The organism is Corynebacterium sp. MSK044 (assembly GCF_030232825.1).
GTDB lineage: Bacteria > Actinomycetota > Actinomycetes > Mycobacteriales > Mycobacteriaceae > Corynebacterium.
On sequence record NZ_JASPJJ010000001.1, the window covers coordinates 89,585 to 113,272 of the forward strand.

At 58.2% G+C, this 23,688-nt stretch carries 20 protein-coding genes; 2 read left to right on the plus strand and 18 right to left on the minus strand.

Annotation, left to right across the window (positions count from 1 at the left end; genetic code table 11):
- Nucleotides 1-36: 36 nt before the first annotated feature.
- Together QP994_RS00430 and QP994_RS00435 are read left to right on the plus strand one after the other, a co-directional pair.
- On the plus strand, nt 37-705 hold the full coding sequence (locus tag QP994_RS00430; RefSeq protein ID WP_284864980.1) for a response regulator transcription factor: 669 nt from the start codon (nt 37-39) through the stop codon (nt 703-705).
- Entirely contained in the window at nt 702-1,724 is a 1,023-nt protein-coding gene (locus QP994_RS00435; RefSeq protein ID WP_284864981.1) for a sensor histidine kinase, read from the plus strand. Before QP994_RS00430 ends, QP994_RS00435 begins: the two co-directional genes overlap by 4 nt.
- On the opposite strand, the gene QP994_RS00440 is transcribed toward QP994_RS00435, so the two are convergent.
- From QP994_RS00440 to ftsL, 18 genes are all read right to left on the minus strand, one after another.
- Nucleotides 1,669-3,045 carry a DNA polymerase IV gene (locus tag QP994_RS00440; RefSeq protein ID WP_284864982.1) on the minus strand — a complete coding sequence of 459 codons (1,377 nt, stop codon included), beginning with the start codon at nt 3,043-3,045 and terminating at the stop codon, nt 1,669-1,671. The genes QP994_RS00435 and QP994_RS00440 overlap by 56 nt on opposite strands.
- 4 nt (nt 3,046-3,049) lie before the next feature.
- Nucleotides 3,050-6,220, minus strand: a complete 3,171-nt coding sequence (ileS, locus tag QP994_RS00445) for an isoleucine--tRNA ligase (RefSeq protein ID WP_284864983.1) — start codon at nt 6,218-6,220, stop codon at nt 3,050-3,052.
- A gap of 227 nt (nt 6,221-6,447) precedes the next feature.
- Nucleotides 6,448-7,278: a DivIVA-like cell division protein Wag31 gene (gene wag31 / locus QP994_RS00450; protein ID WP_284854528.1), complete on the minus strand. Its 831-nt coding sequence runs from the start codon at nt 7,276-7,278 to the stop codon at nt 6,448-6,450.
- Nucleotides 7,279-7,418: 140 nt separating this feature from the next.
- Entirely contained in the window at nt 7,419-7,706 is a 288-nt protein-coding gene (locus tag QP994_RS00455) for a YggT family protein (RefSeq protein WP_284854826.1), read from the minus strand.
- Nucleotides 7,707-7,723: 17 nt separating this feature from the next.
- Entirely contained in the window at nt 7,724-8,131 is a 408-nt protein-coding gene (locus QP994_RS00460) for a cell division protein SepF (protein WP_284854526.1), read from the minus strand.
- A 42-nt stretch (nt 8,132-8,173) separates the two neighbouring features.
- Entirely contained in the window at nt 8,174-8,866 is a 693-nt protein-coding gene (locus tag QP994_RS00465; RefSeq protein WP_284864984.1) for a YggS family pyridoxal phosphate-dependent enzyme, read from the minus strand.
- Nucleotides 8,866-9,573: a peptidoglycan editing factor PgeF gene (pgeF, locus tag QP994_RS00470; RefSeq protein ID WP_284864985.1), complete on the minus strand. Its 708-nt coding sequence runs from the start codon at nt 9,571-9,573 to the stop codon at nt 8,866-8,868. Before pgeF ends, QP994_RS00465 begins: the two co-directional genes overlap by 1 nt.
- Nucleotides 9,573-10,802 (minus strand): cell division protein FtsZ, encoded by a 1,230-nt coding sequence (gene ftsZ, locus QP994_RS00475; protein ID WP_284854523.1) that lies wholly within the window; start codon nt 10,800-10,802, stop codon nt 9,573-9,575. Before ftsZ ends, pgeF begins: the two co-directional genes overlap by 1 nt.
- 141 nt (nt 10,803-10,943) lie before the next feature.
- Entirely contained in the window at nt 10,944-11,597 is a 654-nt protein-coding gene (locus QP994_RS00480) for a cell division protein FtsQ/DivIB (RefSeq protein WP_284864986.1), read from the minus strand.
- On the minus strand, nt 11,594-13,000 hold the full coding sequence (gene murC / locus QP994_RS00485; RefSeq protein ID WP_284864987.1) for a UDP-N-acetylmuramate--L-alanine ligase: 1,407 nt from the start codon (nt 12,998-13,000) through the stop codon (nt 11,594-11,596). Before murC ends, QP994_RS00480 begins: the two co-directional genes overlap by 4 nt.
- The gene (locus tag QP994_RS00490) at nt 13,000-14,058 is read right to left on the minus strand and encodes a UDP-N-acetylglucosamine--N-acetylmuramyl-(pentapeptide) pyrophosphoryl-undecaprenol N-acetylglucosamine transferase (protein WP_284864988.1); all 1,059 of its coding nucleotides are present in this window, start codon (nt 14,056-14,058) and stop codon (nt 13,000-13,002) included. Before QP994_RS00490 ends, murC begins: the two co-directional genes overlap by 1 nt.
- Before the next feature lie 17 nt (nt 14,059-14,075).
- Complete coding sequence (locus tag QP994_RS00495; protein WP_284864989.1) at nt 14,076-15,479, minus strand: FtsW/RodA/SpoVE family cell cycle protein; 1,404 nt, start codon at nt 15,477-15,479, stop codon at nt 14,076-14,078.
- Nucleotides 15,480-15,495: 16 nt separating this feature from the next.
- Nucleotides 15,496-16,848 carry a UDP-N-acetylmuramoyl-L-alanine--D-glutamate ligase gene (murD, locus tag QP994_RS00500; protein WP_284854518.1) on the minus strand — a complete coding sequence of 451 codons (1,353 nt, stop codon included), beginning with the start codon at nt 16,846-16,848 and terminating at the stop codon, nt 15,496-15,498.
- Nucleotides 16,845-17,954, minus strand: a complete 1,110-nt coding sequence (mraY, locus tag QP994_RS00505; protein ID WP_284854517.1) for a phospho-N-acetylmuramoyl-pentapeptide-transferase — start codon at nt 17,952-17,954, stop codon at nt 16,845-16,847. The genes murD and mraY overlap by 4 nt, the downstream gene beginning before the upstream one ends.
- Nucleotides 17,955-17,969: 15 nt before the next feature.
- Nucleotides 17,970-19,475, minus strand: a complete 1,506-nt coding sequence (locus QP994_RS00510; RefSeq protein WP_284864990.1) for a UDP-N-acetylmuramoyl-tripeptide--D-alanyl-D-alanine ligase — start codon at nt 19,473-19,475, stop codon at nt 17,970-17,972.
- On the minus strand, nt 19,472-20,962 hold the full coding sequence (locus QP994_RS00515) for a UDP-N-acetylmuramoyl-L-alanyl-D-glutamate--2,6-diaminopimelate ligase (RefSeq protein WP_284864991.1): 1,491 nt from the start codon (nt 20,960-20,962) through the stop codon (nt 19,472-19,474). Before QP994_RS00515 ends, QP994_RS00510 begins: the two co-directional genes overlap by 4 nt.
- A gap of 13 nt (nt 20,963-20,975) precedes the next feature.
- Nucleotides 20,976-22,919, minus strand: coding sequence for a peptidoglycan D,D-transpeptidase FtsI family protein (locus tag QP994_RS00520; protein ID WP_284865118.1), 1,944 nt, complete (start codon nt 22,917-22,919; stop codon nt 20,976-20,978).
- 117 nt (nt 22,920-23,036) lie between these two features.
- Nucleotides 23,037-23,669: a cell division protein FtsL gene (gene ftsL, locus QP994_RS00525; RefSeq protein WP_284864992.1), complete on the minus strand. Its 633-nt coding sequence runs from the start codon at nt 23,667-23,669 to the stop codon at nt 23,037-23,039.
- Between the last annotated feature and the right edge of the window lie 19 nt (nt 23,670-23,688).

Genomic DNA, 23,688 nt, shown 5'->3' on the forward strand with positions numbered 1-23,688 from the left:
GAGAGCGATGTTGCGAGAGCGTTAAGATCATTTTTCATGTCCCCTCATGTACTCATCGTTGAAGACGAGGTTTATCTCGCCGACGCATTGCACACCGCCCTGACCAGGGAGGGAATGCGGGCGGATGTGCTTTACGACGGCACCGCGGCCGTAGAAAAACTTGAAAGTTCCGGCGGCGGCATCGACGTCGTGGTGCTGGACCGTGACCTGCCAGGCGTGCACGGTGATGAGGTCTGTGCGCGCATCGTGTCCGATTACCCTCACATCCGTGTGCTGATGTTGACGGCGTCTGGCACCCTCGATGATCGGCTGAGTGGGTTTGACTTGGGCGCGGATGACTATCTGCCAAAGCCGTTTGAGCTACCCGAACTCATCGCACGCGTGGCTGCACTGGGTAGGCGGAATTCCCCGAAGCGTGATTCTGTTTTGGTGGCTGGTGATGTCCGGATGGATACCGTGCGACGGCGCGTGATGCGGGGAGAAACAGAGATTGCCCTCAGTCCGAAAGAATTCGCGGTGTTGGAAGTGCTCATGGAAGCCGGTGGCGCGGTGCTCTCAGCGGAGGAACTGTTGGAGCAGGCCTGGGATGAGAATGCAGATCCGTTTACTAATTCACCGCGCGTGACCATTTCTTATCTGCGGAAGAAACTCGGCGAGCCACAAGTAATTTTCACTCGACCTGGTGAGGGGTACTACGTCAAATGAGTCTACGTTCCCGCATCACAGCAATGTTCGTGGCCACTACGGCTTCGGTGGGCCTCGCGCTCATCGCGCTGGTCTACGGCTACCTGAAACTAACGCCGGTCCCCTTCCGTGCTGAGTTCCCGGACTCAGCGGTGATCGACGGTGCGGTGCCGGTCACCAGTGAAATTCTGCGCGCGATGCTGACCGCTTCCTTGGTGAGTCTGCTGGTGTTGACGGTGCTTGCCGGCGTCATCGGTTGGTTCGTGGCCGGGTGGGTGATCACGCCGCTGTCCTCGATTGCTTCGACTGCGCGCAAAGTGACCGCCGGCGACATGAAGGAGCGCACAGGTTATTCCGGTGTGGCTGATGAGCTCGGGGATGTGTCGAAGGCACTGGACACCATGCTGGATACGCTGGCGGATTCCATCACCGCACAGAAACGTTTCTCCGCGAATGCCTCCCATGAATTGAAAACCCCGATCTCCACTATTCAAACCATCGCGGATGTGGCTTTGGCAGGCGAAGATGACAGCGACTTACGTGAGGCATTGACACGAATCCGTGAGGTCAATGCCGGTAACGCGAAGACTGTGACCGCGCTACTGGATCTCGCCCGTGCAGAAATGCCCACGGTTGATGCGAATGATTTTGGCGCTATTTGTCGTGACTGTGGGATTGATGCGGAGTCAGTCACCGTCACGGGTGATCCGGTGTTGTTGCAGCACGCTGTGTCCAACCTGGTTCGTAATGCGCACACGCACGGGGAGTATGTCGCGGGTGCGCTGAATGTGTGTGATGGGATGGCCACCGTGACGGTGGAGAGTTCCGGGTCAGTATTGACGGCGGAGGATGTGGCCACGTTTGTAGAGCCCTTCACTGGATCTGGTCATGGTTTGGGGCTCACGCTGACGGACAGTATTGCGACTTCACACGGTGGGAAACTGGAGCTTGCCCCACGGAATGGCGGTGGGTTGATCGCTCGTTTTAGCGTTCCAACCAGTCGTCCCACGCCAACGAATCAATCGGGTCGCCCGGCTTAAGGTCCGGATCGTCCACGCGCAGGTTGACCACTTTGCCGGGGCCTGTCGCGCGGGTTTCAAAGCGCACGGTGACAAAGCCGTGGCCCGTGCCCTGGACCCAACCATGCCCGTACTCCGGGTGGATGACATCTTGGGTAGCGCGCCAACCCGATTCTGTCTGTTCTGTCTGTGTCGGTTCAGGTATGGGCGCGACTACATCAGGCAGGTCAGACACACCGGTTTCTTCCGGGATCACTTGGTGGGGTGTGATCTCCTGGTCCAGTTCCGGGAAAAGAGTGTCCTGCATGATGGACTCAAGGCCGGAGAAACTTACTCCTACCAGGCGGATCGGGCCTACTTCATCCGGGTAACGGGCGATTTTGAAAGCGGCTGCGGTGAGAGTGTCTGCATCATCCGTCGCATACGGCAACGTCATAGAACGGGATTCAATCCGGAAGTCAGTCAGTTTGAGTTTGACGGTGACGGTGCGGGCGCCGCGACCGTCGATAAGCAATCGACGATGAGACTCACTCGCCGCGCGCCTGATAGCGGCCTCCACTTCCGCAGTGGTGGTCAAATCAGTCGGATACGTGTGCTCCGCGGAGATTTGCTTGGCTTCCGCACGTGGGGCGACGGGCCGTTCATCAGTACCGCGCGCGAGTTGCCAGAGTTGCTTTGCCACGGCACCCCCAAGCGCAATATCCACCTCTTTCTCCGTGAGTTGTGCGAAGTCCCCAATGGTTTCAACACCCGCGTTGGTGAGTTTCGCGCCCGTGACGGGGCCAACGCCCCACAGTTCATTGACGGGAAGTGGATGCAGAATATCCTTCTGTCGGCTGCGCGGAATAATAAAGACACCGTCCGGTTTAGCCAGGCCAGAGGCAATCTTTGCGCACTGCTTGCCCGTGCCTGCCCCGATGGAACTGGGCAGGCCTGTTTCCTCCCGGATTGCTTCACGGAGCTGATTCGCCCACTGCTCAACATCCTCCGGGGCAGCACCCTGGAGGTGTGCGGGCTCCATGAACGCCTCATCGATGGAGAGCTGCTCCACCACATCAACATGGCGGGCAATGATCTCAAACACCCGGCGCGACGCCGTGGAATACACAGCACGACGCGGGGCGACAAGGACGGCTTTGGAACCTACTAATCTCACCGCCCGATACGTGGGCATCGCGGAACGCGCGCCGTATTTGCGTGCTTCATAGGAAGCACCAGCGACCACTCCCCTGCCCGTCACACCAGCGACGAGCACGGGGCGGCCCTTGAGAGTCGGCCGGGTGAGCTGCTCACAGGACGCGTAGAACGCGTCCATGTCAATGTGCAACACCCAGCGAGACATACCTCTAGTTCTTCTGCACGCTCGCAGTCACACCGTCGACCACGTCGTGGCCAGCGACCGGTTCGGTGACCACTTCGAAGGATGTGGCCAGGGTCTCCGCAGCAATGTTATCGGCGTGAGTGCGTGCCCACTGCTCCTTGTCCGCCGGAACGGACAGGACCACGGAGATGCGGTCGGAGACTTCAAGGCCTTCCTGCTTGCGGGCATCCTGCAGGCCACGGATGACATCCGCTGCCCAACCCTCGGATTCGAGCTCCTCAGTGACGTTGGTGTCCAGGACAACCAGACCCACGGCCTCACCAGCGTCCACGCGGGCGGTGCTATCGGGGTTCTCCGCCACGAGGCGCTCGGTGTAGAGCTCCGGGGTGAGAACAATGTCACCATCGACTACCACGTTGTCGCCCTCACGGACGTAGTTGCCAGCCTTGACGTTCTTGATGGCACGCTGCACGTCCTTGCCCAGGGTTGGTCCAGCGACTTTAGCGTTGACCACAACTTCGAAGGACCCAGCTGCGTCCACATCGGTGGTGAGCTCCACATTCTTCACGTTGACCTCATCACGGATGACGTCCTGGAAGTTCTCCAGGGAGTCCGCATCCGGCAAAGCAACCGTGAGCTGTGGCAACGGAAGACGGTTACGCAGCTTGTTGGACTTACGCACAGACGATGCTGCGGAGCACACCGCGCGGGTGGCGTCCATGGATGCCACCAGAGCATTATCAGCCGGAATGTTCTGTGCCTCCGGGTAGTCCTGCAGGTGCACGCTTCGCCCACCGGTCAGACCACGCCACATCACCTCAGAGATGAATGGCAACAGCGGTGCGGTTGCACGGCACAGGATCTCCAGCACCGTGTACAAGGTGTTGAATGCCTCCGGGTGCTCGTCCTGGCCAGCCCAGAAACGATCACGGGAGCGGCGCACGTACCAGTTGGTCAGGGTGTCCGCGAACAGTCGAACCTCCTCGCATGCGCCGGAGATGTCCGTGGCATCGAGCGCCTTCTTGGTGTTATCCACCATGTCATGCAGCTTGGCCAGGATGTAGCGGTCAAGCACATTCGTGGACTCGGTGGAGAACTCCGCCTCCCTGTCCGCGTACAGCTGCAGGAAGGAGTACGCATTCCACAGTGGCAGGATTGCCTGGCGGACACCGTCACGGATGCCTTGCTCCGTCACAATGAGGTTGCCACCACGCAGGATCGGGCTGGACATGAGGAACCAACGCATCGCGTCAGAACCATCGCGGTCAAAGACCTCGTTCACGTTCGGGTAATTGCCCTTGGACTTAGACATCTTCTGGCCGTCCGAGCCCAGGACGATGCCATGGGCGACAACCTGCTTATACGCGACACGGTCAAACAGGGCGGTTGCCAGCACGTGCTGGACGTAGAACCAACCACGGCTCTGGCCGGAGTACTCCACGATGAAGTCTGCCGGCTGGCGCACGTCGTGCTCCTCGACGTTCTCAAACGGGTAGTGGTACTGCGCAAACGGCATGGAGCCGGACTCAAACCAGCAGTCCAGGACATCCGGTACACGGCGCATCATGGACTGACCCGTCGGATCATCCGGGTTCGGGCGCACCAGCTCATCGATGTACGGGCGGTGCAAGGATTCAGGGCGAACACCGAAGTCGTTCTCCAGCTCATCGAGGGAGCCATACACATCTACGCGCGGGTACTCCGGGTTGTCAGACACCCATGCCGGAACCGGCGAACCCCAGTAACGGGTACGGGAAATATTCCAATCCCGTGCGCCCTCAAGCCACTTACCAAACTGGCCGTCACGCACGTGGCTAGGAAACCAGTCGATGGTCTGGTTGAGCTCCACCATGCGGTCACGGATGTCCACAACCTTGACAAACCATGCTGGCAGCGCCATGTAGATCAGCGGCTCACCCGAACGCCAAGAGTGCGGGTAGGAGTGAACAATGACCTTGTCCTGCAGGACGCGGTCAGCTGCGCGCAGATCACGGATGATGTCTCGGTTCGCATCAAAGACGAGCTTGCCCTGGTAATCAGGAACGAGGCTGGTGAATTTGCCATCAGCGTCAACGGGGATGACCAGGTCAATGCCGTACTTTTCGCACGTGATCATGTCGTCCTCACCAAAGGCCGGGGCCTGGTGGACGATACCGGTGCCGTCTTCCGTAGACACGTAATCAGCGACCAGGACCATGAACGCGTTCGGCTGATCAGCAAAGTAGTCAAAGACCGGCTTGTAGATGAGACCTTCTAGTTCGCTGCCCTGGAAGGTGGACACGACCTCATGCTCACCCAGTTCCTTCGCGTAGGAGCCGATGAGCGCGGTGGCGATGAGGAAGGTGCGACCGGTGAAATCACCCTCGGTGACGCGGATCAGGGAGTACTCGATCTCCGGGCCAACCGCGAGAGCAAGGTTGGACGGCAGAGTCCACGGCGTCGTCGTCCAAGCGAGTGCCTCAGCAGTATGGAGCTCCGGGTGGTTCTCCCACGTCTTTACCGCCGGGAAGCCCTCACGTGCGCCGGTGAGCGGCAACGTCACGGTCACCGTCGGGTCCTGGCGTTCCTTATAGGAATCATCCAGACGCGTCTCCTGGTTGGACAACGGAGTGTGCTCAGCCCACGAATACGGCAGAACACGGAAGCCTTGGTAGATCAAGCCCTTGTCGTAGAGGGTCTTGAACGCCCACATGACGGATTCCATGTACTCGATGTCCATGGTCTTGTAGCCGTTTTCAAAATCAACCCAACGTGCCTGGCGGGTGACATAGTCCTCCCACTCGCCGGCATAGTGCATGACGGACTGGGCACAGTACTCATTGAACTTGGCCAGCCCCATGTCCTGGATCTGAGCCTTGTCGGTGATGCCCAGCTGTTTCTCTGCTTCCAGCTCAGCAGGCAGACCGTGGCAGTCCCAACCAAACACGCGCGGCACATGGTAGCCGGTCATGGTGCGGAAACGCGGAACAATGTCCTTCACGTAGCCCGTCAGAAGGTGGCCGTAGTGCGGCAGACCGTTAGCAAAAGGCGGGCCGTCATTGAAGACGTATTCCTCCTTGCCCTCACGGTTTTTCAGGCTGGCCTGGAACGTATCGTCCTGCTTCCAGTAATCAAGGACGATTTGCTCCATTTCAGGGAACTTCTGCGACCCCCCGGTCATGTCCACCTTCGGGTACACGCGGGCTGTGTTTTCCATGAATCCTCCACTTCAGCCGCGGGGACGCGATCACTCGCGCGGTACCACCCCGCTTGGGGACATAAAAGTCCCCCACTTCATTAGTGGATTTTCCGGTTCTAATGAGCTTGCGCCGTTCTTCCGGAACGCTCCCCGGTGATAGCCGGATCACTGCGTGATAGTTGGACAGTAGACAGTGTAGCGCACAAAAAAATACCCGCCCTTTCGGGCGGGTCAAACACATTGTGTTACTTCTGTTCACCAGACGGTGCGGAAGAACCTCGCGTCTCCAGCTCCTCCAGCTGGGACTCCAGCAGAGTCTTCAGACGGGTGCGGTACTCACGCTCGAAGGTACGCAGCTCAGCGATACGTGCCTCCAAGGCAGACTGCTGCTGCCTCACCGTGGTCATGATTTCGGTGTGCTTGCGCTCAGCGTCAGAGCGCAGCTGTGCCGCCTGTTCTTCGGCCTTACGGATGGAAGCCTCAGCACGGGAGTTAGCCTCGTTCGTGGTCTCCTCAGCCTTGCGCTGTGCCTCAGCCACCAGCTGGTTGGCCTTCTGCTCAGCGTTCTTGGTGGTAACAGTTGCATTCTTCTCTGCTTCTGCTACCTGAGAATTCGCGTCCGTCTGTGCCTGCGCAACCAGGCGACGGGCTTCTTCCTGTGCCTCGTTGGTCAGACGATCAGCGGTCTCCTGCGCCAGACCAAGGACGCGCGCGGCCTGGACGTTGGCGTCACTGGTGTCAGCCTGCGGAGCTGGTGCTGCAGCTGCAGCGACCTTCGGCTGAGCTTCCTTGGCCTTCTTTGCCTCGTTCTCAGCGCGCTCAATGCGGGCCTCATACTCCTTGCGCAGCTTCTCCTCCACCTCACGGCGGATAGCAGCCTCATCTACCTTCTCTGCCGTCGGAGCCCCACCTTCTTCCAGGCGAGCACGAAGTTCATCGTTCTCGTCCTGCAGTTGGGCAAGAGTGTCTTCCACGAGGTCCAGGAACTGATCAACCTCGTCCTCGTTGTAACCGCGCTTGCCAATTGGCGGCTTGCTGAAAGCGACATTGTGCACGTCTGCTGGTGTCAGCGGCATGTGAGTTCCCTTCGGATAGATGTGCTTGAAGCACGTCTTTTCATTGGTAGATGGACGATGGCTACGAAATAGCTAGGTAAATCTTAGCCCACAGCATACTCACCCTCAACGTGAACCCGAGGGTGAATCATCCAAACAGTCTAGATTCCAAAACTGAGACGCACCACGGCACTCAACAGCATCAGTGCGATGAACAGCACAATCACACTGACATCGAGCGCCACCCCGCCCAATGGGAGCGGCGGGATGAAGCGACGAAGGAGTCGGAGTGGCGGGTCCGTGGTGACAAAGAAGAATTCCGCGATAACCATGAACCAGCGTGGCGGAGAAAAATGTTTGGAGAATGACTGGATCATCTCAATGATGAGCCGGACAATCACCATGAAGGTGTACAGCCCAATGAGAGCATAAAGAATAGCGCCGATCATAGTCACGGCAATACACCCTAACGCAGGTGAGCTGCACGCTCCAGCTCACCCACAGTGGTGCGTGCGTTTTCCGGAACGATAGCGAAGACCAGCTGATCATCCCCGGTGCGCGACAGCTTGTGCATCTTGCCGCGTGCCGCGAAGCAAAGGCCTGCAGCAAAGTCGATCAGACGCATCGCGGTCGGACGATCCACAGAAGACAGGTCCATGACCACTGCGTCACCGTCGCGGAACGGCTCGCCGATCTCCTTCGCGTCGTTGTAATCGCGCGGACGGACACTGATGATGGCTGCGGAGTAGTCGCGGGGAGTACGGCTGTAAGAAGTGCCGGCCTCCTCGTATGCTGGGTCGTCGTAGTAGGGGTCGACTGACGGATCGTACTGGCCGAGACCGAAGAATTCCTTCAGGCTGTTGGAGAAAGACATGGGGGTTAGGTCTCCTGTTCGCGGGCGGTTTATGGTTGATTTTTAGAGTACGGGTCGTGTTCCAAGCAGCTTGGTTCCGACACGCACGATGTCAGACCCACACGCAATCGCATCCACAAAATCTGCGGACATGCCGGCGGATAGTTTCATCGTTCGGCCAAGTTCGTTTTCGTAATGCATCGCAATGCTTTTCGACGTCTCAAAGACCGGCACCGGATCCTCGCCGATTGGGGGGACGACCATGAAGCCGTCGATAAGCAGATTCTCTAGCTCCGCGACTTCCTCGATGAGAGCGGGAAGATCTTCCCGTGCGACGCCGCCACGGTTGGCATCATCGTCAAAGGAGAGCTGAATGAGGCATGGCAGCGGTTCGGTGCGCTCCGCATTATCCATGCCACGGTTGAGTGCGCGCGCAAGTTTGATGGAGTCGAGTGAGTGGACGGAACTGGCCCACCGCGTCACAGAATTCGCTTTCTTGGTTTGAATCTGGCCGATCATGGCGATGTCAATGAGGTCGCCCAGCTCCGCTTTCTTCTGCTTCGCTTCTTGTTCGCGGTTCTCCCCCACCATGGTGACACCGAGCTGCGCAAGCAGAGCAATATCTTCCGCGGGATGAAACTTGGTCACCGGCAAAATAGTGACACTGCCGGGTTCGCGGCCAGCCTTCTGCTCGGCTTCACGCACTTCGCGCGTGATGGTGTCCAGGTTGGTTTTCAGTTCCGTTAAACGATCCATTATTTATCCCCTGCCAACCAGACAATGCCTGCCTGGCGGCCAGTTTCTTTCTCGCGCCGGTAGGAGAAAAAAGTGTCATCTGTAATCGTGTCAGCCGGATGCACTTCAACATGCATCACGCCGAGTGACATGAGTTGGTGGATAATCCCCGCGCGAACGTCAATTCCGGGCGTGCCCTTCCTAGTGCGGGTTTTCGAGCCAGGCAGATGTTTCTCCACATCCTCGGCCATCTGCCGGGGCACCTCGTAGGACTCCCCCGCGGCAGCCGGGCCCAACAGCGCGTTGATAGTTCCCGGGGTGGCGCCCAGCTTCACCATTTCTTCGACTGTGTTTTTCACAATGCCGTTGCGCGCACCAATGCGGCCAGCATGTACTGCGGCGATGACCTTTGCGTGCGGATCAGCCAAGAGAACCGGCACGCAGTCCGCGACGAGCACGCACAAAACAAGGAACTCCGCGGTGGTCACGATGGCATCGGTCGCTGCAACCGGAGCATCTTGTTGCTTATCGACGACGGTTACCGCATTCGTATGCAACTGCTCCATCCACACGAACTGCTCTGGCTTGAGCCCGAACACATCCGCGAGACGTTGGCGGTTCGCTGCGACCGTGGCCGGATTATCCCCAACGTGAGAAGCAAGATTCCCCGCCGCACGGTTAGTAAAAGCCATGCGGACGGGGCGCTTGGAGGTATCAGTGGTGTTCATTAACGCAGGAAGTCTGGGACGTCAAGGTCCTCCACATCACGTCGAGCTGAGCGGTACGGCTCGGAGTCACGGGACTCGCGGGACTCACTCTCCGAGTTGGTGAACAGGCCGCCACGCTTGTCGTCATAACGGTGGCGCGGCGTGTACTCCACTCGCTTGTCCGCCGGATTCTCTTCTGCCTTATCATCCTCGTCGTCACTGTTCAGTTCGGACTTTGGCTCAGCATCAAAGAGGGAGCTGCCCGTGGACGGTGCCGGCGCTTCCTCCTCGGGGCGGGCATTTGCCTTCTCATCGAAACCAGTCGCGATGATGGTCACGCGGACCTCATCACCCAGGTTGTCATCGATGATCGTGCCGAAGATGATGTTGGCGTCATCGTCGGCCTTCTCCTCGACGATAGATGCGGCGTTGTTGACTTCCATGAGGCCCAGGTCCGAACCACCCGCGACAGAAATGAGCACACCCTTGGCGCCCTCCATCGTGGTCTCCAACAGCGGGGAGTTGATGGCCTGCTCAGTAGCAGCCATCACACGGTTATCACCACGTGCGGAGCCAACGCCCATGAGAGCGGAACCAGCATCAGCCATAACAGAGCGGACGTCAGCGAAGTCAACGTTGATCATGCCCGGGATGGTGATGAGGTTGGTGATGCCCTGGACACCGTTGTACAGCACCTCATCCGCAGCGCGGAACGCTTCCATCATGGACAGCTCAGCGTCACCCAGCTGAAGCAGACGGTCATTCGGAATGACGATGACGGTGTCGCAAACTTCCTTCAGGTTCTCAATGCCCTCCAGCGCCTGGCGGGTACGGCGCTTGCCCTCAAAGGAGAACGGACGGGTGACAACACCGATGGTGAGAGCACCCATCTTCTTCGCAATACCAGCAACAACCGGCGCAGCACCCGTACCGGTGCCACCACCTTCGCCAGCGGTGACGAACACCATGTCGGAACCCTTCAGGGACTCCTCAATCTCCTGCTTGTGGTCCTCAGCGGAGGTGCGGCCAACCTCCGGGTTAGCGCCAGCACCAAGGCCACGGGTTGCTTCACGGCCGATATCCAGCTTCGTATCAGCATCAGTGAACAGCAGTGCCTGGGAATCAGTGTTGATAGCTACAAACTCAACACCCTTCAGGCCCTCCTCGATCATGCGGTTAACAGCGTTGACGCCACCGCCACCGACACCGACGACACGGATCATGGCGAGGTAATTGCTAGGAGAGGTCATGGATGGGGCTCGCCTTTCAGGGTTCTTTCTCAAAAATTCGGACAACGCCTCCCATCATGACCAACCGAATGCAAAATTCGGCGAATTTTTCCGGCGTGTCGGTACCCTCAACCTCTACTTTAGGGTTTGTGACCTGGGGTTTTAGCGGACAGTGACCAACTGAGGATTCGTAATGTTGAACTCTGTCCCTTCGCGTTGCAGCACAGCTTCAAGCGCCAGGGACTTATTCCGGTTGTCTTCGGACGCACCCCACGTGACAGTCCGGCCTTCCTTCACGTGCAGCACGTAATCATGTTTCCCATGCGCTTCGATCGACTCGACGTTGTCTCGCGCCTGATCACTCAGTACACCAGCGATGTCAACCGCCCCTTTACGCACCGATTCATCAGTGCCGGCAGCGCCTGTTAGTTCCACTGCATTTTCCGGTGGGACATCCACTGCAAACTCACGGCCTTCCGCATCGAGCAAATGCGATCCGTCTGGCTGGTTGAAAAACGCCACTGCGTCATTCTCCGTCACCGTCAGCTTGATCGTGGATGGCCAGCCTCGGGATGCGGTAGCAGATTTCACCCAAGGCAAGGAGACAACGCCCGCTGCGGCGTCCCGAAGTTTCACCTGGGCAAGTGGAGTTCCTGATTGAACACCAGAGGCAGCAACAGCATCCTCCTCGCTGATGTGAATGTTGCCTTCGACCTCAATGTGCTTCACCGACATGAGCGGGGTGAAATACACCACCGACCACAGCACCGCGAGCGTGATGAAGACCGCAGCGCTGATTGCTACTACGCGTTTCACTGTTCTGCCTCCGCGAGGGCAGCCAGAAGTGGCTCTGCGAGCATAGTTACGCTGCCAGCACCCATGGTGATCACCACATCACCAGGGCGAGTCACCTGCGCAACCGATATCGGTGCGTGGGAAAAGTCCGGATCATAGATAGCCTCAATGCTCATTTTGTCGGTGATGATGCGGGAATCAACACCTTCCACTGGAGTTTCGCGGGCACCAAAAATATCAAGGACAACCGCCGCATCAGCGAGCGAAAGCGCATCAGCGAATTCCTGTGCAAAATTGATAGTCCGCGAGTACAAGTGCGGCTGGAAACACACCACAACGCGGTCATGTGCAGCCTTCGCTGCAGAGAGCACCGCGGCGACTTCTGTTGGGTGGTGCGCATAATCGTCATAAACACGCGTGCCACTAGGCAGTTCACCCCGGAACTCAAAACGACGACGCACGCCGGTGAAACCAGACAACCCCTCAGCTAGCTTGACTGGATCCGCTCCAGCAATGCTTCCTGCCAACAGTGCAGCGGCTGAATTGAGCACCATATGGCGCCCCGGAATCGATAGCGAGTACTCGAAAAGAGTGCCGTTCAGCTCCACAGTGACAAACGTCGTGGTGCTTTCCAAACGCTCACTGGTCACACGAGCATGGTTAGGAATCCGTGGGTGCGTGACCGTGCCATACCCAACAACGTTGATCCCGCGCTCGAGTGCACGCTCACCGCATTGTGCCGTCGCCTCATCATCCAGACACACAACGAGGGTTCCGGTCTCAGTGATGCGGTCGGCGAAATCATCGAAAACCTGAAAGTAGGACGCCTCATCGCCGAAGTAGTCCAAGTGATCCGGTTCAATGTTGGTGATCACGGCGATGTCCGGCGTGTAGCGCAGCAGCGACGCATCTGATTCATCTGCTTCGGCCACGAAAACACTGCCGCTGCCGTGGTGAGCATTCGTACCGGCGCGATTGAGCTGCCCACCAATGGCGAAGGACGGGTCCTCCCCTGCCGCCTGCAAAGCAACAACCGCCATAGAGGTAGTAGAGGTCTTTCCGTGCGTGCCCGCGAAGAGCATCTGGGTGTAGCCCTCCATGAGCTCCCCCAGAAGATCTGAGCGACGAATCACCGGAATCCCTAGCTCAGCTGCTTTGACAAGTTCCGGATTGTCTTTCGGAATGGCAGCAAAACTGGTCACCACAACGGTGGGCGGATCCCCTGCGAGATTCAAGTTCTGTTCATCATGGCCCACGGCGATCAGCGCCCCTTGGGTGCGTAGTGCGCGTACCGGGCGTGAGTCCTTCACATCAGAACCCGTGACCACGCTTCCGCGATCAAGGAGGATGCGGGCCACGCCGGACATGCCAGCGCCACCGATACCAATCAAATGGACGCGCGAAAGATCAACTGGGTCGCTCACTACGAATCCTTTCCCATGATGCGGCGGGCAATAGCTTGCGCCGCATTGCCAGCTTGTGTGCCGGAAAGTGCTTGCTTCATTTCTTCGCCCTTGCCACCAAGAATCTCCGTGACCGCGGCGACGAGAGCATCGGGGGTGAGCACGGCGTCGTCGATACGCATAGCAGCGCCTGCTTCAACAAGGTGCGCAGAATTCAGGCCTTGCTCACCATTGCCATGCGGCAACGGAATGTAAATCGCAGGCACGCCAGCAGCGGAATTCTCTGCGACGGTCATGGCACCAGAGCGACAAATAACCACATCGGTCACCGCATACGCAGCTTCCATATCTTCGATGTACGGCACCGCGGTGTAGCCCTTGTGTGGTTCCGGTGCATCATTCTTGCGGCCATACGCATGAAGCACCTGATATCCGGCTGCGGTGAGTCGGCCGACGGCACCGGAGAGCGCCTCATTAATACTGCGGGCCCCTTGGGAACCACCGGTGACCAACACCGTTGGCTTGTGCGGATCAAGGTTCCACGTCTTGTAGCCCCGCTCCGCCTTCACACCATCTGCATCCTTGCCCACACCGGGACGAACAGGAACGCCAACGACCTGGCCAGGCATACCGGAATTGGGCACCGCGTTGAAGCCCACTCCGCCAAGACGGATACCCAACTTGTTGGCCATGCCGGCTAACGCGTTGGTTTCCAGAACATAAAAAGGAATACCTAGGGACTTCGCTGCCAGGTAGGCAGAAGCAGAAACATAGCCGCCGGTACCAAAGACCGCATTGGCCTGACGTTGCTTCAGCGCCTTACGAGTTTGATTCACCGACTTCACTAGCTTGGCTGGAACACCAAGAAGCTTGAGGGGTTGCTTCCGTGGAATAGGCACCGGGTCCACTAGATCAAGCTCAAAACCACGGGCGGGGATAATGGATGTTTCCAATCCCTTCTCTGTGCCTAGAGCAGTGACGGAAGCACCGAACTCATCACGCAGCACCTCTGCCACAGCGAGTGCCGGTTCGATGTGCCCAGCTGTCCCACCACCAGCAACAACAACGTTGAAAGACACGTTTCTCCTCTACGTAGCTAGCTTGCGCGTCGGGTGTCAGTGTATTGCGTACGGCGGCGAGCGGTGACTGGGGTCGGCACTGGAGCTTCACGGACACGGCGCGGTGCTTGACGCGGGCCTCGGCGCACAGCAGGACGTGGCGCCTTGGGCTCCGCGAGGAAGAACATACGGTCAAACAGCGGGCGACCATAGTTCTGCATGAAGGACACTGCATCCGGCTCATGGCGCGCCACAGATGCCACCAAGCCCATCGCACCAAGGGTAATCACGGCCGAGGTACCACCGGCTGAAATCATCGGCAGCTGAATACCAGTCACTGGCAGCAAACCGATGACATACCCGATGTTGATGAACGCCTGCGAGACGATACCGGTGGTGATGGCCGCAGCCAGCAGAGCCTGGAACTGATTTTGTGCTCGGCGTGCCGTGCGCAAGCCAAAGAACAAGAGAAGGGCAAACAGGATGATAACGAGTGCACCGCCCCACAAGCCGAGCTCTTCGCCGATAACCGCAAAAATGAAGTCGTTCTTTGCCTCCGGCAGGTAGAACCACTTCGCACGGGACTGGCCCAGACCGACACCAAAGAAAGAACCATCAGCCAGGGAAAGGAAACCTTGGTAGGACTGGAAAGCCGAACCGCGTGTGTCCTCAAAGTGTCCAAAGAGAGCATCAACGTACACCCGCAGACGGTCCGAACGGTAGCCACCGGCAGCCATCAAGGGAATGAGCAACGCCACGCCAAAACCTGCGACGATACCAATGAACTTCCACGTCACACCAGCAAACAGCAGGATGAATGCGACCACGATGGCAAAAGACACCATCATGCCCAGATCACCTTGGGCACCAATAAGGCCCATGCAGACAATGGACACACCAATGAATGGCGCAAACCCATTGGTCAGCTGGAGCATCTGCCGCGGGTTCTTGTTTGCCAGGATGGACGCGCCCCAGACACAGATGGCCACGCGGGCGATCTCAGAAGGCTGCAGCTGAAGACCAGCGATGTAGATCCACGACTGGGAGCCCACTTCATCACGGCCAGTACCAATACCTGGGATAAGCACGAGAATGAGTAGGAGGATGGACACGCCCATGAATGCCGCAGCGAAGTTACGGATTTTTTCGGGCGGAATTTGCAGGGCAACCCAAAAAGCAAATAGGCCCATTCCAACAACGATGGCTTGCTTGAGGGGCTGAGCCCACACTGATTCATCGTTAAACGCCGACCAAGTCATCGATGAACTGGTCACCATGACAACGCCTAGACCGGCGAGAACAAGGACGATGGTGCGCACCATCGTGTAATCAATGAGGGGGCGCGAGTCCATCCACGCGTTAAGGCGTGACAGAGCGCGGGCCATGCCCGAGGAGTACTGGTTCCGTGTAGCGCGTGTGGCTGATGTGGCTGTCGTGGTCATCGTTGCCTACTTTGCCCTATTGTTTCGCTTTTTCCTTTGTGGCGCGCGCAGCATCTGCAAATAGATTTCCGCGTTGTGCCATACCGGTGTACATATCCAAGCTTGCGGCAGCCGGTGCAAGGATCACCGCATCTCCAGGACGAGCATGCGTGGCGGCGAAATCCACCACCTGCTCCATCGCTTCAACTGGATCAATCGAATCGGTGTAGAAGGTAGGCACATCCGGGGCGTATGACTCCACAGCCTCTTTGATTGCTGGGCCATCAACGCCCAACAAGGCGACCGCACGAAACTTCGCGCCGTGGTCCTTGATGAGGTCGGAGATATCTGCCCCCTTCAATTGTCCACCAGCAACCCACACAATCTTCGAGGTCGTGCCCTTCAACGCGGAATCAGCCGCGTGCGGGTTGGTTGCCTTGGAGTTGTCGATCCAGACGATGTTGTTGTCGCTGTCTTCGAGCACCACAGCACCGCGGTGGCCTGCTACCTCGTAGGAATGCAGCGCCCGGTCAATCTGTTCCGGGGTGGCACCACGGGTAATCGCGATCGCAGATGCAGCAAGAGCGTCGAGCACCCCGGCACGTCCAGGAGGTTCAATCCCCTCAATAGCAGTGATCTTCACTGGCGTATCACCGATGCGGGAGACAATATTCCCGTCAATAATGCCTACTTGCCCTGCCTGTGGTTCATTCACCGTAAACCCAATGGCATGAGCTGGCGCATAGTCCCGCACGTGCTCGTCGTCAATCCCGGCAACTGCCGTGGATGCAGCGAAGACCTTCGCCTTCGCCTCAGCGTAGGCCTCAAAAGAGCCGTGCCAATCGATGTGATCATCCGCCAAATTGAGCAGCACAGCAGCATCCGGTGTGAGGCGGTCGGACCAGTGCAGTTGGAAGCTGGACAGCTCTGCGACGAGGACGTCCGCCCGCTTCTCACTGATCAAAGCATCGCCCACGGCGACACCAATATTGCCGCACGCAACGGCATCCTTGCCCGTGTAGTGCGAAGCCTCCTGCATGATTGCAGCCAACATGCCGGTCGTGGTGGTTTTACCATTCGTGCCGGTGACTACCAACCAATCACGGGGCGGGCCAAAAACCCCTTGTTGGTCTAGCCGGTAGCAAAGCTCAACGTCACCGATGACCTCGCAGCCAGCCTCCTTAGCTGCAACAAGCAACGGTGAATCCGGACGCCACCCAGGGGATGTCACCACCGTGGCGTAATCCGCAAAAGAAATCTCGTTGGAACGCAGCGTGCCCGTTTTAGCCGGATCATCATCAACGATGTCAAAAGACAGCCCTGCTTCTTGGAGCAAATGTGTGGCGCCTTGGCCGGAAACACCAACGCCGGCAATGAGGTAGCGCGTCATGCCAAGCTCACTCCCGTAGCAGAAAGCCAATCACCGTAGAAGATAGCCAGACCAAGGGCAACAGCAATGCCACAGATGAGCCAGAAACGAACCACCACCGTGGTCTCTGCCCACCCGCCGTTTTCAAAGTGGTGGTGGAACGGGGCCATGCGGAAGACGCGCTTGCCGGTCGTCTTGAAAGACGCCACCTGGATGACCACGGACGCGGCCTCCATGACAAAGAGCGCACCAACAATGACCATGAGCACCTCAGTGCGGCTGGTGATGGACACGCCAGCAACCAGACCACCCAGCGCCAAAGAACCGGTATCACCCATGAAGATCTTGGCTGGCGCAGCGTTCCACCACAAGAAACCAACGCAGGCGCCAAGACCAGCCGCGCACAGAACAGCCAGATCAAGCGGATCACGGACGTCGTAGCAGCCGGGGCCAGGGGTAATAGAGCAAGAATTCCTGAACTGCCAGAACGTCATGATCATGTACCCGAACATCACCAGCGCGGTGGAACCAGCAGCCAAGCCATCCAGCCCATCGGTGAGGTTCACGGCATTGGACCATGCGGCAATGAGGAAGTAGATGAAGATGAGGAACAAGATGGTGCCCACCACTGCCCCACCGACGGCAATATCAAACGTCTCAATGTCCCGGATGAAGCTCACGTGGGTAGAACCTGGTGTCAGGCCTTGTTCGTCTGGGAACTGAAGTAGCAGGAAACCAAACAACAGGGCGACAGCGAGCTGGCCAACCAGCTTTGCCGTCTTGTTCAAACCGAGGTTGCGGTTGAAAAAGAGTTTGATGCCGTCATCGGCAAAGCCCAACAAGCCAAGAGCCACGGTGAGCCCCAAGACAAGCAAACCCGACGCAGTGAACCCGCCGTGCCCCGTGGCCATGCCCCAAAAGCCGACGGCGAGGTAAGCAACCACGATGCCCAACAAAATGGCAATGCCACCCATCGTCGGAGTGCCGCGTTTGCGGATGTGTGATTTCGGGCCATCCTCACGGATCTCCTGGCCCTTGCCTGCTGAAGTGAAGTAACGGATCAGCAGCGGTGTAGTGAAGATCGCTACTAGGAAGCTAATCAGCCCCGACATAATGATCTGGGTCATGGTGATTACCTTTTGCTACCTTTCCGTGTTCAACAGCTTCTCGGCTACGCGCCACAATCCTGCGGCATTACTCGCTTTCACAAGCACGACATCGCGGTCAGTCCGCTCGTACCAGTGGTCCTCACCTGGCGGAGCCGAGCTCAGGATACCGGTCACGGTTTCCGCAGCATCCTCGACACCAAAGGCTTGTGCCACCGCGATTCCATGGCGGGCAGAGGCTGTCATGAGCGCATGAATCTCAGGAGTGTCCCCCACCGCGATGAGGTGCGTGATGCCGTATCGCCCAAGATCGTCAGCGAGCGCTGTGTGAGCAGCCACAGAGTCCTCACCAAGCTCGCCCATTTCCCCCAGCACCGCGATGGAGCGCACACCGGGGCGGGCAGCAGCCGTAAATGCAAGAGCAGCGATACCGGCCCGCATCGAGTCGGGGTTGGCATTGTAGGCATCATTGATCACTGTCACACCGTCAGCGCGGGTGGAAACATCCATGCGGTTGACGGACACGCTGTGCGCATTACTCAAAGCGTGAGCCACCGTCGCCGCATCAATGCCAGATTCAATCCCTACAGCAGCGGCAGCCAAAGCATTGGATACCTGGTGGGCACCGAAAACCTTCAAGGAGACCTCGTGCGTCCCACCGGGGGTATGCATGGTGAATGTCGCACGAGCCACGTCATCAAGCACGATGCCCGTGGCGTAGTAATCGGCCTTGGTGTGTGTGGAGAATGTCACGACCTTGGCATTGGTGCGCGAAGCCATGCCCGCAACCAACTCATCATCAGCATTGAGGATCGCAATACCGTCAGCCGGAAGCGCTTCAACAATCTCACCCTTGGCCACCGCAATATTGTTACGCGAGCCAAACTCACCCAAGTGAGCGCTACCAACATTGAGCACCACACTCATCGCAGGTGGGGCGATGTGCGTGAGTTTTTCAATGTGCCCAATGCCGCGCGCGGACATCTCCGCCACGAGGAATTTCGTCTCCTCTGTGCAGCGCAACACCGTATACGGCAGCCCAATCTCGTTGTTGAAAGAGCCAGGTGGTGCGACAGTCTCCCCACCACACGCCAGGACGTTTGCAATGAGGTCCTTCGTGGAGGTCTTGCCCGCAGAGCCCGTCACGCCGGTAATAGAAAGGCCATGCTTATCCGTCAGTTCCTGCGCCACAAACTGCGCCAACTTTGACATACCGGCCACAACTGCTCGGGCAGTGCCATCCGGATCACTCGCCGCGAGGTCCGAATTGTCATTCTCGTCCTGCTGCACAGGCGGAAGAATCACAGCTGGCACACTGATATCGCGGGCAACTAGTGCACCGACTGCACCGCGCTGCATTGCCGCATCCGCAAAGTCATGCCCATCAACATTCGCACCAGGGAGTGCAACAAACAGCCCACCGTCAGTGATCTTGCGGGAATCAAACTCGACGTACCCGGTCACAGTTGCATCCGGATCAGCGGAAGAACTCAAGGTCCCGCCGGTGACGTCCGCAATCTGACGCAGTGTCATTGGAATCATGGTCGATCCTCCTTGAAACCCAAGCTAGCCAAAGCCGCGCGGACTTCCTCACGGTCATCAAAGTGATGCACTTCATCACCGACTATCTGCCCAACCTCATGGCCTTTACCCACGACAATGACAGCATCACCCGGTTGCGCCCACGCTACGAGTTCCCGGATAGCCTCAGACCGTGAACCAATCTCACGGATCTCTGGCCCTTCCACTTTCTCTGCTCCGGCGCGTACAGCCTGACGAATCAGCGCTGGGTCCTCACTGCGAGGATTGTCATCAGTGATGATCACTAGATCTGCGCGACGAGCAGCTTCTTCACCCATGGGCGCGCGCTTTGACTGATCACGGTCACCACCAGCCCCCACAACAACACCAAGCCGTCCATCTACCTGCTCCCGCAACGTGGTTAAAGCAGCGGCAATCGCGGCAGGTTTGTGTGCGTAATCCACCACCGCGATAAATTCCTGGCCAGAGTTAATGCGTTCCATACGGCCAGGAACCGCCGCCCCTTCAATACCTGCGAGGAAACGCTCTACATCCACACCAACAGAGTCAGCCAGCGCAGTAGCCAACGCAGCGTTAGCAACATTGAACGCCCCCGGCAACGGCAAGCGGAAGCGGTGGGAGGTGCCGTTTAGAACAAGCTCCACATCCTGCGCGCCGGAATCAGTCGTGCTGAGCAGGCGTGCAGAACAATCAACGCCATCCTGGTTTTTGGTTCCTACGGTGATCACGTTGTGGGCGCGCTGCGCCATCTTCACACCCCATTCGTCATCGATGCAGATGACGGAGGCCTTCAAAGAATCGTCGAAAAGCAATGCTTTTGCTTCGAAATAATCCTCCATCGTCGGATGAAAGTCGAGGTGATCCTGCGAAAGGTTGGTAAAACCAGCGGCAGTGAACTGTGTTCCGCCAACGCGGCCCAACACGAGCGCGTGCGAAGACACCTCCATAACCACGTGCGTGACACCGCGCGCGACCATCTCAGCAAAAAGCTCTTGCAGTTTCGGCGCTTCCGGCGTGGTCAGCGACGTAGGCACATCCTCGCCCATGATGCGAGTACCCGTCGTGCCTATCAGCCCGACCTTCTTGCCAGCCGCTGTCAGTCCCGCTTCGAGCATGTACGTTGTCGTCGTCTTACCGGACGTTCCCGTCACCCCCAGAACCGTGAGCTTGCTCGACGGATTTCCGTAGATGGCTGAAGCGACATCACCCAAAATATCGCGCACACGCTTCACGACGACAACGGGGCGAGTCTCCCCCGCATCCTGCAGAAGCACCCAGCCTTCCTCATCGGTGAGGAAAGCTGAGGCCGTCGAATCATGCGCGAATGTCGCCCCATGCGTGCGGGTTCCCGGCAGTGCCGCAAACATCGCACCGGTTCCCACGGCACGCGAATCCAGACTGATACCGCTGATCTCTACGGCCTCAGCATTTTCGACGCGACCACCCGCGATCTGCGCGATGGTGCTGATAGACATGTGGTTGGTCATGTTCTCTCCCCCTCTACTGAGCCTGGAGGACCATGGGCTCGCCCGGGTCCCGGCTAGGTGGAATGTTTTCGCGTGCAATTAGCCAGTTAGCAATCTGGGTGAACACCGGTGCTGAAGACTGGCCGCCAGCACCGCCTTCAAGCGGGCCGCGTTCCGGATCATCCAGCATCACTGCAACAACAAAACGCGGATCATCTGCTGGCGCAATGCCGGCAAAAGTAATCCAGTAATCCGAGTTAGAATACGCGCCTGTATCCGGGTTGACCTGCTGTGCCGTGCCGGTCTTACCCGAAAGCTGGTAGCCCGGAATGTTGTTCCCTTGGGCGGTACCGCTATTGAAGCCGGCGGGATCTTCCTGGAACGGTGCCCGGAACATGTTCACAACCGTGCGGGCAGTTTCCTCGCTGGCAACCCGGGTGCGACGGGGCTCCTCCTGTGGGATCTCCTCCCCTGTCGACGCGGTCACGTTTTTGATAATGCGGGGTTCAATCCGTTCACCACCGTTGGCCAGCGACTGGTAGACACTCGCCAGCTGCAGCGTCGTCATGGACATACCCTGACCAATCGGCAGGTTGGCAAAGGTACCGCCAGACCACTGCTCACGGGTGGGCACCAAACCAGCCGATTCATTGGGCAACTCCACTCCTGTTGCCTGTCCGAGGCCAAAGCGCTTCAGATAATCATCAAAGCGTTCCTCCCCCACGCGCTGCGCCAGCATGAGTGTGCCCACGTTGGAGGACTTACCAAAGATGCCCGTGGTGGTGTACGGAACCACACCATGCTCCCAAGCATCAGCCACTGTCACGCCAGCCATCTCAATCTGTCCAGGAACCTGATGAACTTCATCCGGGTTTGTCAGCCCCTCCTCAATCGCGGCAGTCGCCGTGATGATCTTGGCCACGGAACCCGGCTCAAATGGGTGCGAGATCGACGGGTTGTCAAAACTGCGCCCGTTCTTGAGCTGCTTCTCTAAATCTCCATTTGGATCAATCGTGTCCGTATTGGCCATAGCCAGCACCTCACCGGTAGCTGCATCCAGAACAACCGCCTCAGCACCCTTGGCTCGGGAGTTCTCCTTTGCCTGTTCCAACAACTGTTGGACGTATGCCTGCAAATCAAGATCAATGGTGAGCTCAATCTTCGCACCGTTGACTGCCGGCACAACATCACGCAGCGTGCCCGGAATCACTTGCCCCATGTCAGAAACATCCAGGGTGGAACGGCCATTAATACCAGTCAAGATGGAGTCACTCGAAGCTTCAAGGCCGAACTGCCCTTGCCCGTCCATGGACACTCGCCCAATGATGTTCTCCGCCACAGCGCCGTTCGGGTACTCGCGGATGTCCTGGTGATCAGCCGCAACACCATGGAACTTCTTAGCCACCTCAGCAGCTACATCGGGATCAACGTTGCGGACCAACACTTCGTAGTCAGTCGACGCATGCAACTTCTCCAGAATGTCCTTGGAGTTCACCTTCTGGGTTTTGACCCTGTTGTCGCTGTCTTCCGACTCATCTTTATCGTCGTCCCCTTGACCAATCATGCGGGGGATCTCATTGGCCATTTGGCGGAGCATGTCTTCCACGCGTGCGCCCTCCTGGGCTTCGGCCTCCGCGCGAGTAGCACCCTCATTAACCATGTCATTGCGCGCCTGCTCCCCCAGCTCACGGCGCAGAATCACCGGTGAGACAGTCAGAGAACGTGCTTGCATCGTGTACGAAAGCACGTTGCCTTGCCTATCGACGATCTCCCCTCGCCGCGCCGGATCCACAAACGTGCGCGTCCGTTGGTCAGCCGCAACAGTCTGCAACTGTGGCCCCCACTTCAGCTGCACCCAAGCGAGACGCCCAACAAGAACTAAAGCGACCACGAGAAACACCACGGTCAGCAACTGCATGCGTTTAGCCGTGATGACTTTCTGCGGCTCACCACGTTGTTGGCGCCGCTGCGGATCCATGCGTGTCACGGCGCAGGTCACCTACCTCTCAGTTTTCAGGCTTAATCGCCCTTCATTTTGCCCGGCAACCGCACACCGGAAGCTCACCGCCACACGGCGATAGGAAAACAAATCGGATTACTGCACACCCGGCAGGGACTGCAGCACGACAGGTGCCGGCAGCGGCGAGAGATTATCAGCAACATCAGCGGTTTCGCGGCGGTCACTCGTTGCACGATCCACGCGGATTGCGTCACCGTTGACATCCACCACACGCAGGGTCTTCGCCGCATCAGCCGGGCCGACCTCTGTTGCCTCACCGCGGTCATTCACGGTGATAATGCCCGCCTGGCCCGGGACAACCATTCCCGCTTGCCCAGCCTTCGCAGCAACTCCCGCAGCAGCACGAGAATCCTCGACGTTACGGCTCAAGGTTTCAATCTCATTCTTTAAAACGCGCTCTTCACTCTGCAGCTGCTGAATAGTGAAAGTCTGCTGCGTGGACAATGCGGACAACAACATCGCCCCGAAAATGCCCAGCACCAAAAGTGGCAGCGACAAGATGGACATCCGTGAAAACTTCCACTTCGTATCCGTCGTGGCAATTCGGCGCCCACGCACCGACACGACCTGCTTCGACCCCAACCTGCTTGGGCGCGGAACGTGCGGCGCAAAACGGGGCTTCGGCGGGGCGAGCGTAGTACGACCACGACCACGTTCAAGCAGCGCAGTGCCGGCGTTGCCTGCGGTGAGATCTCGGCTTGCTCCCATTGTCCTTGTTTCCTTCGCG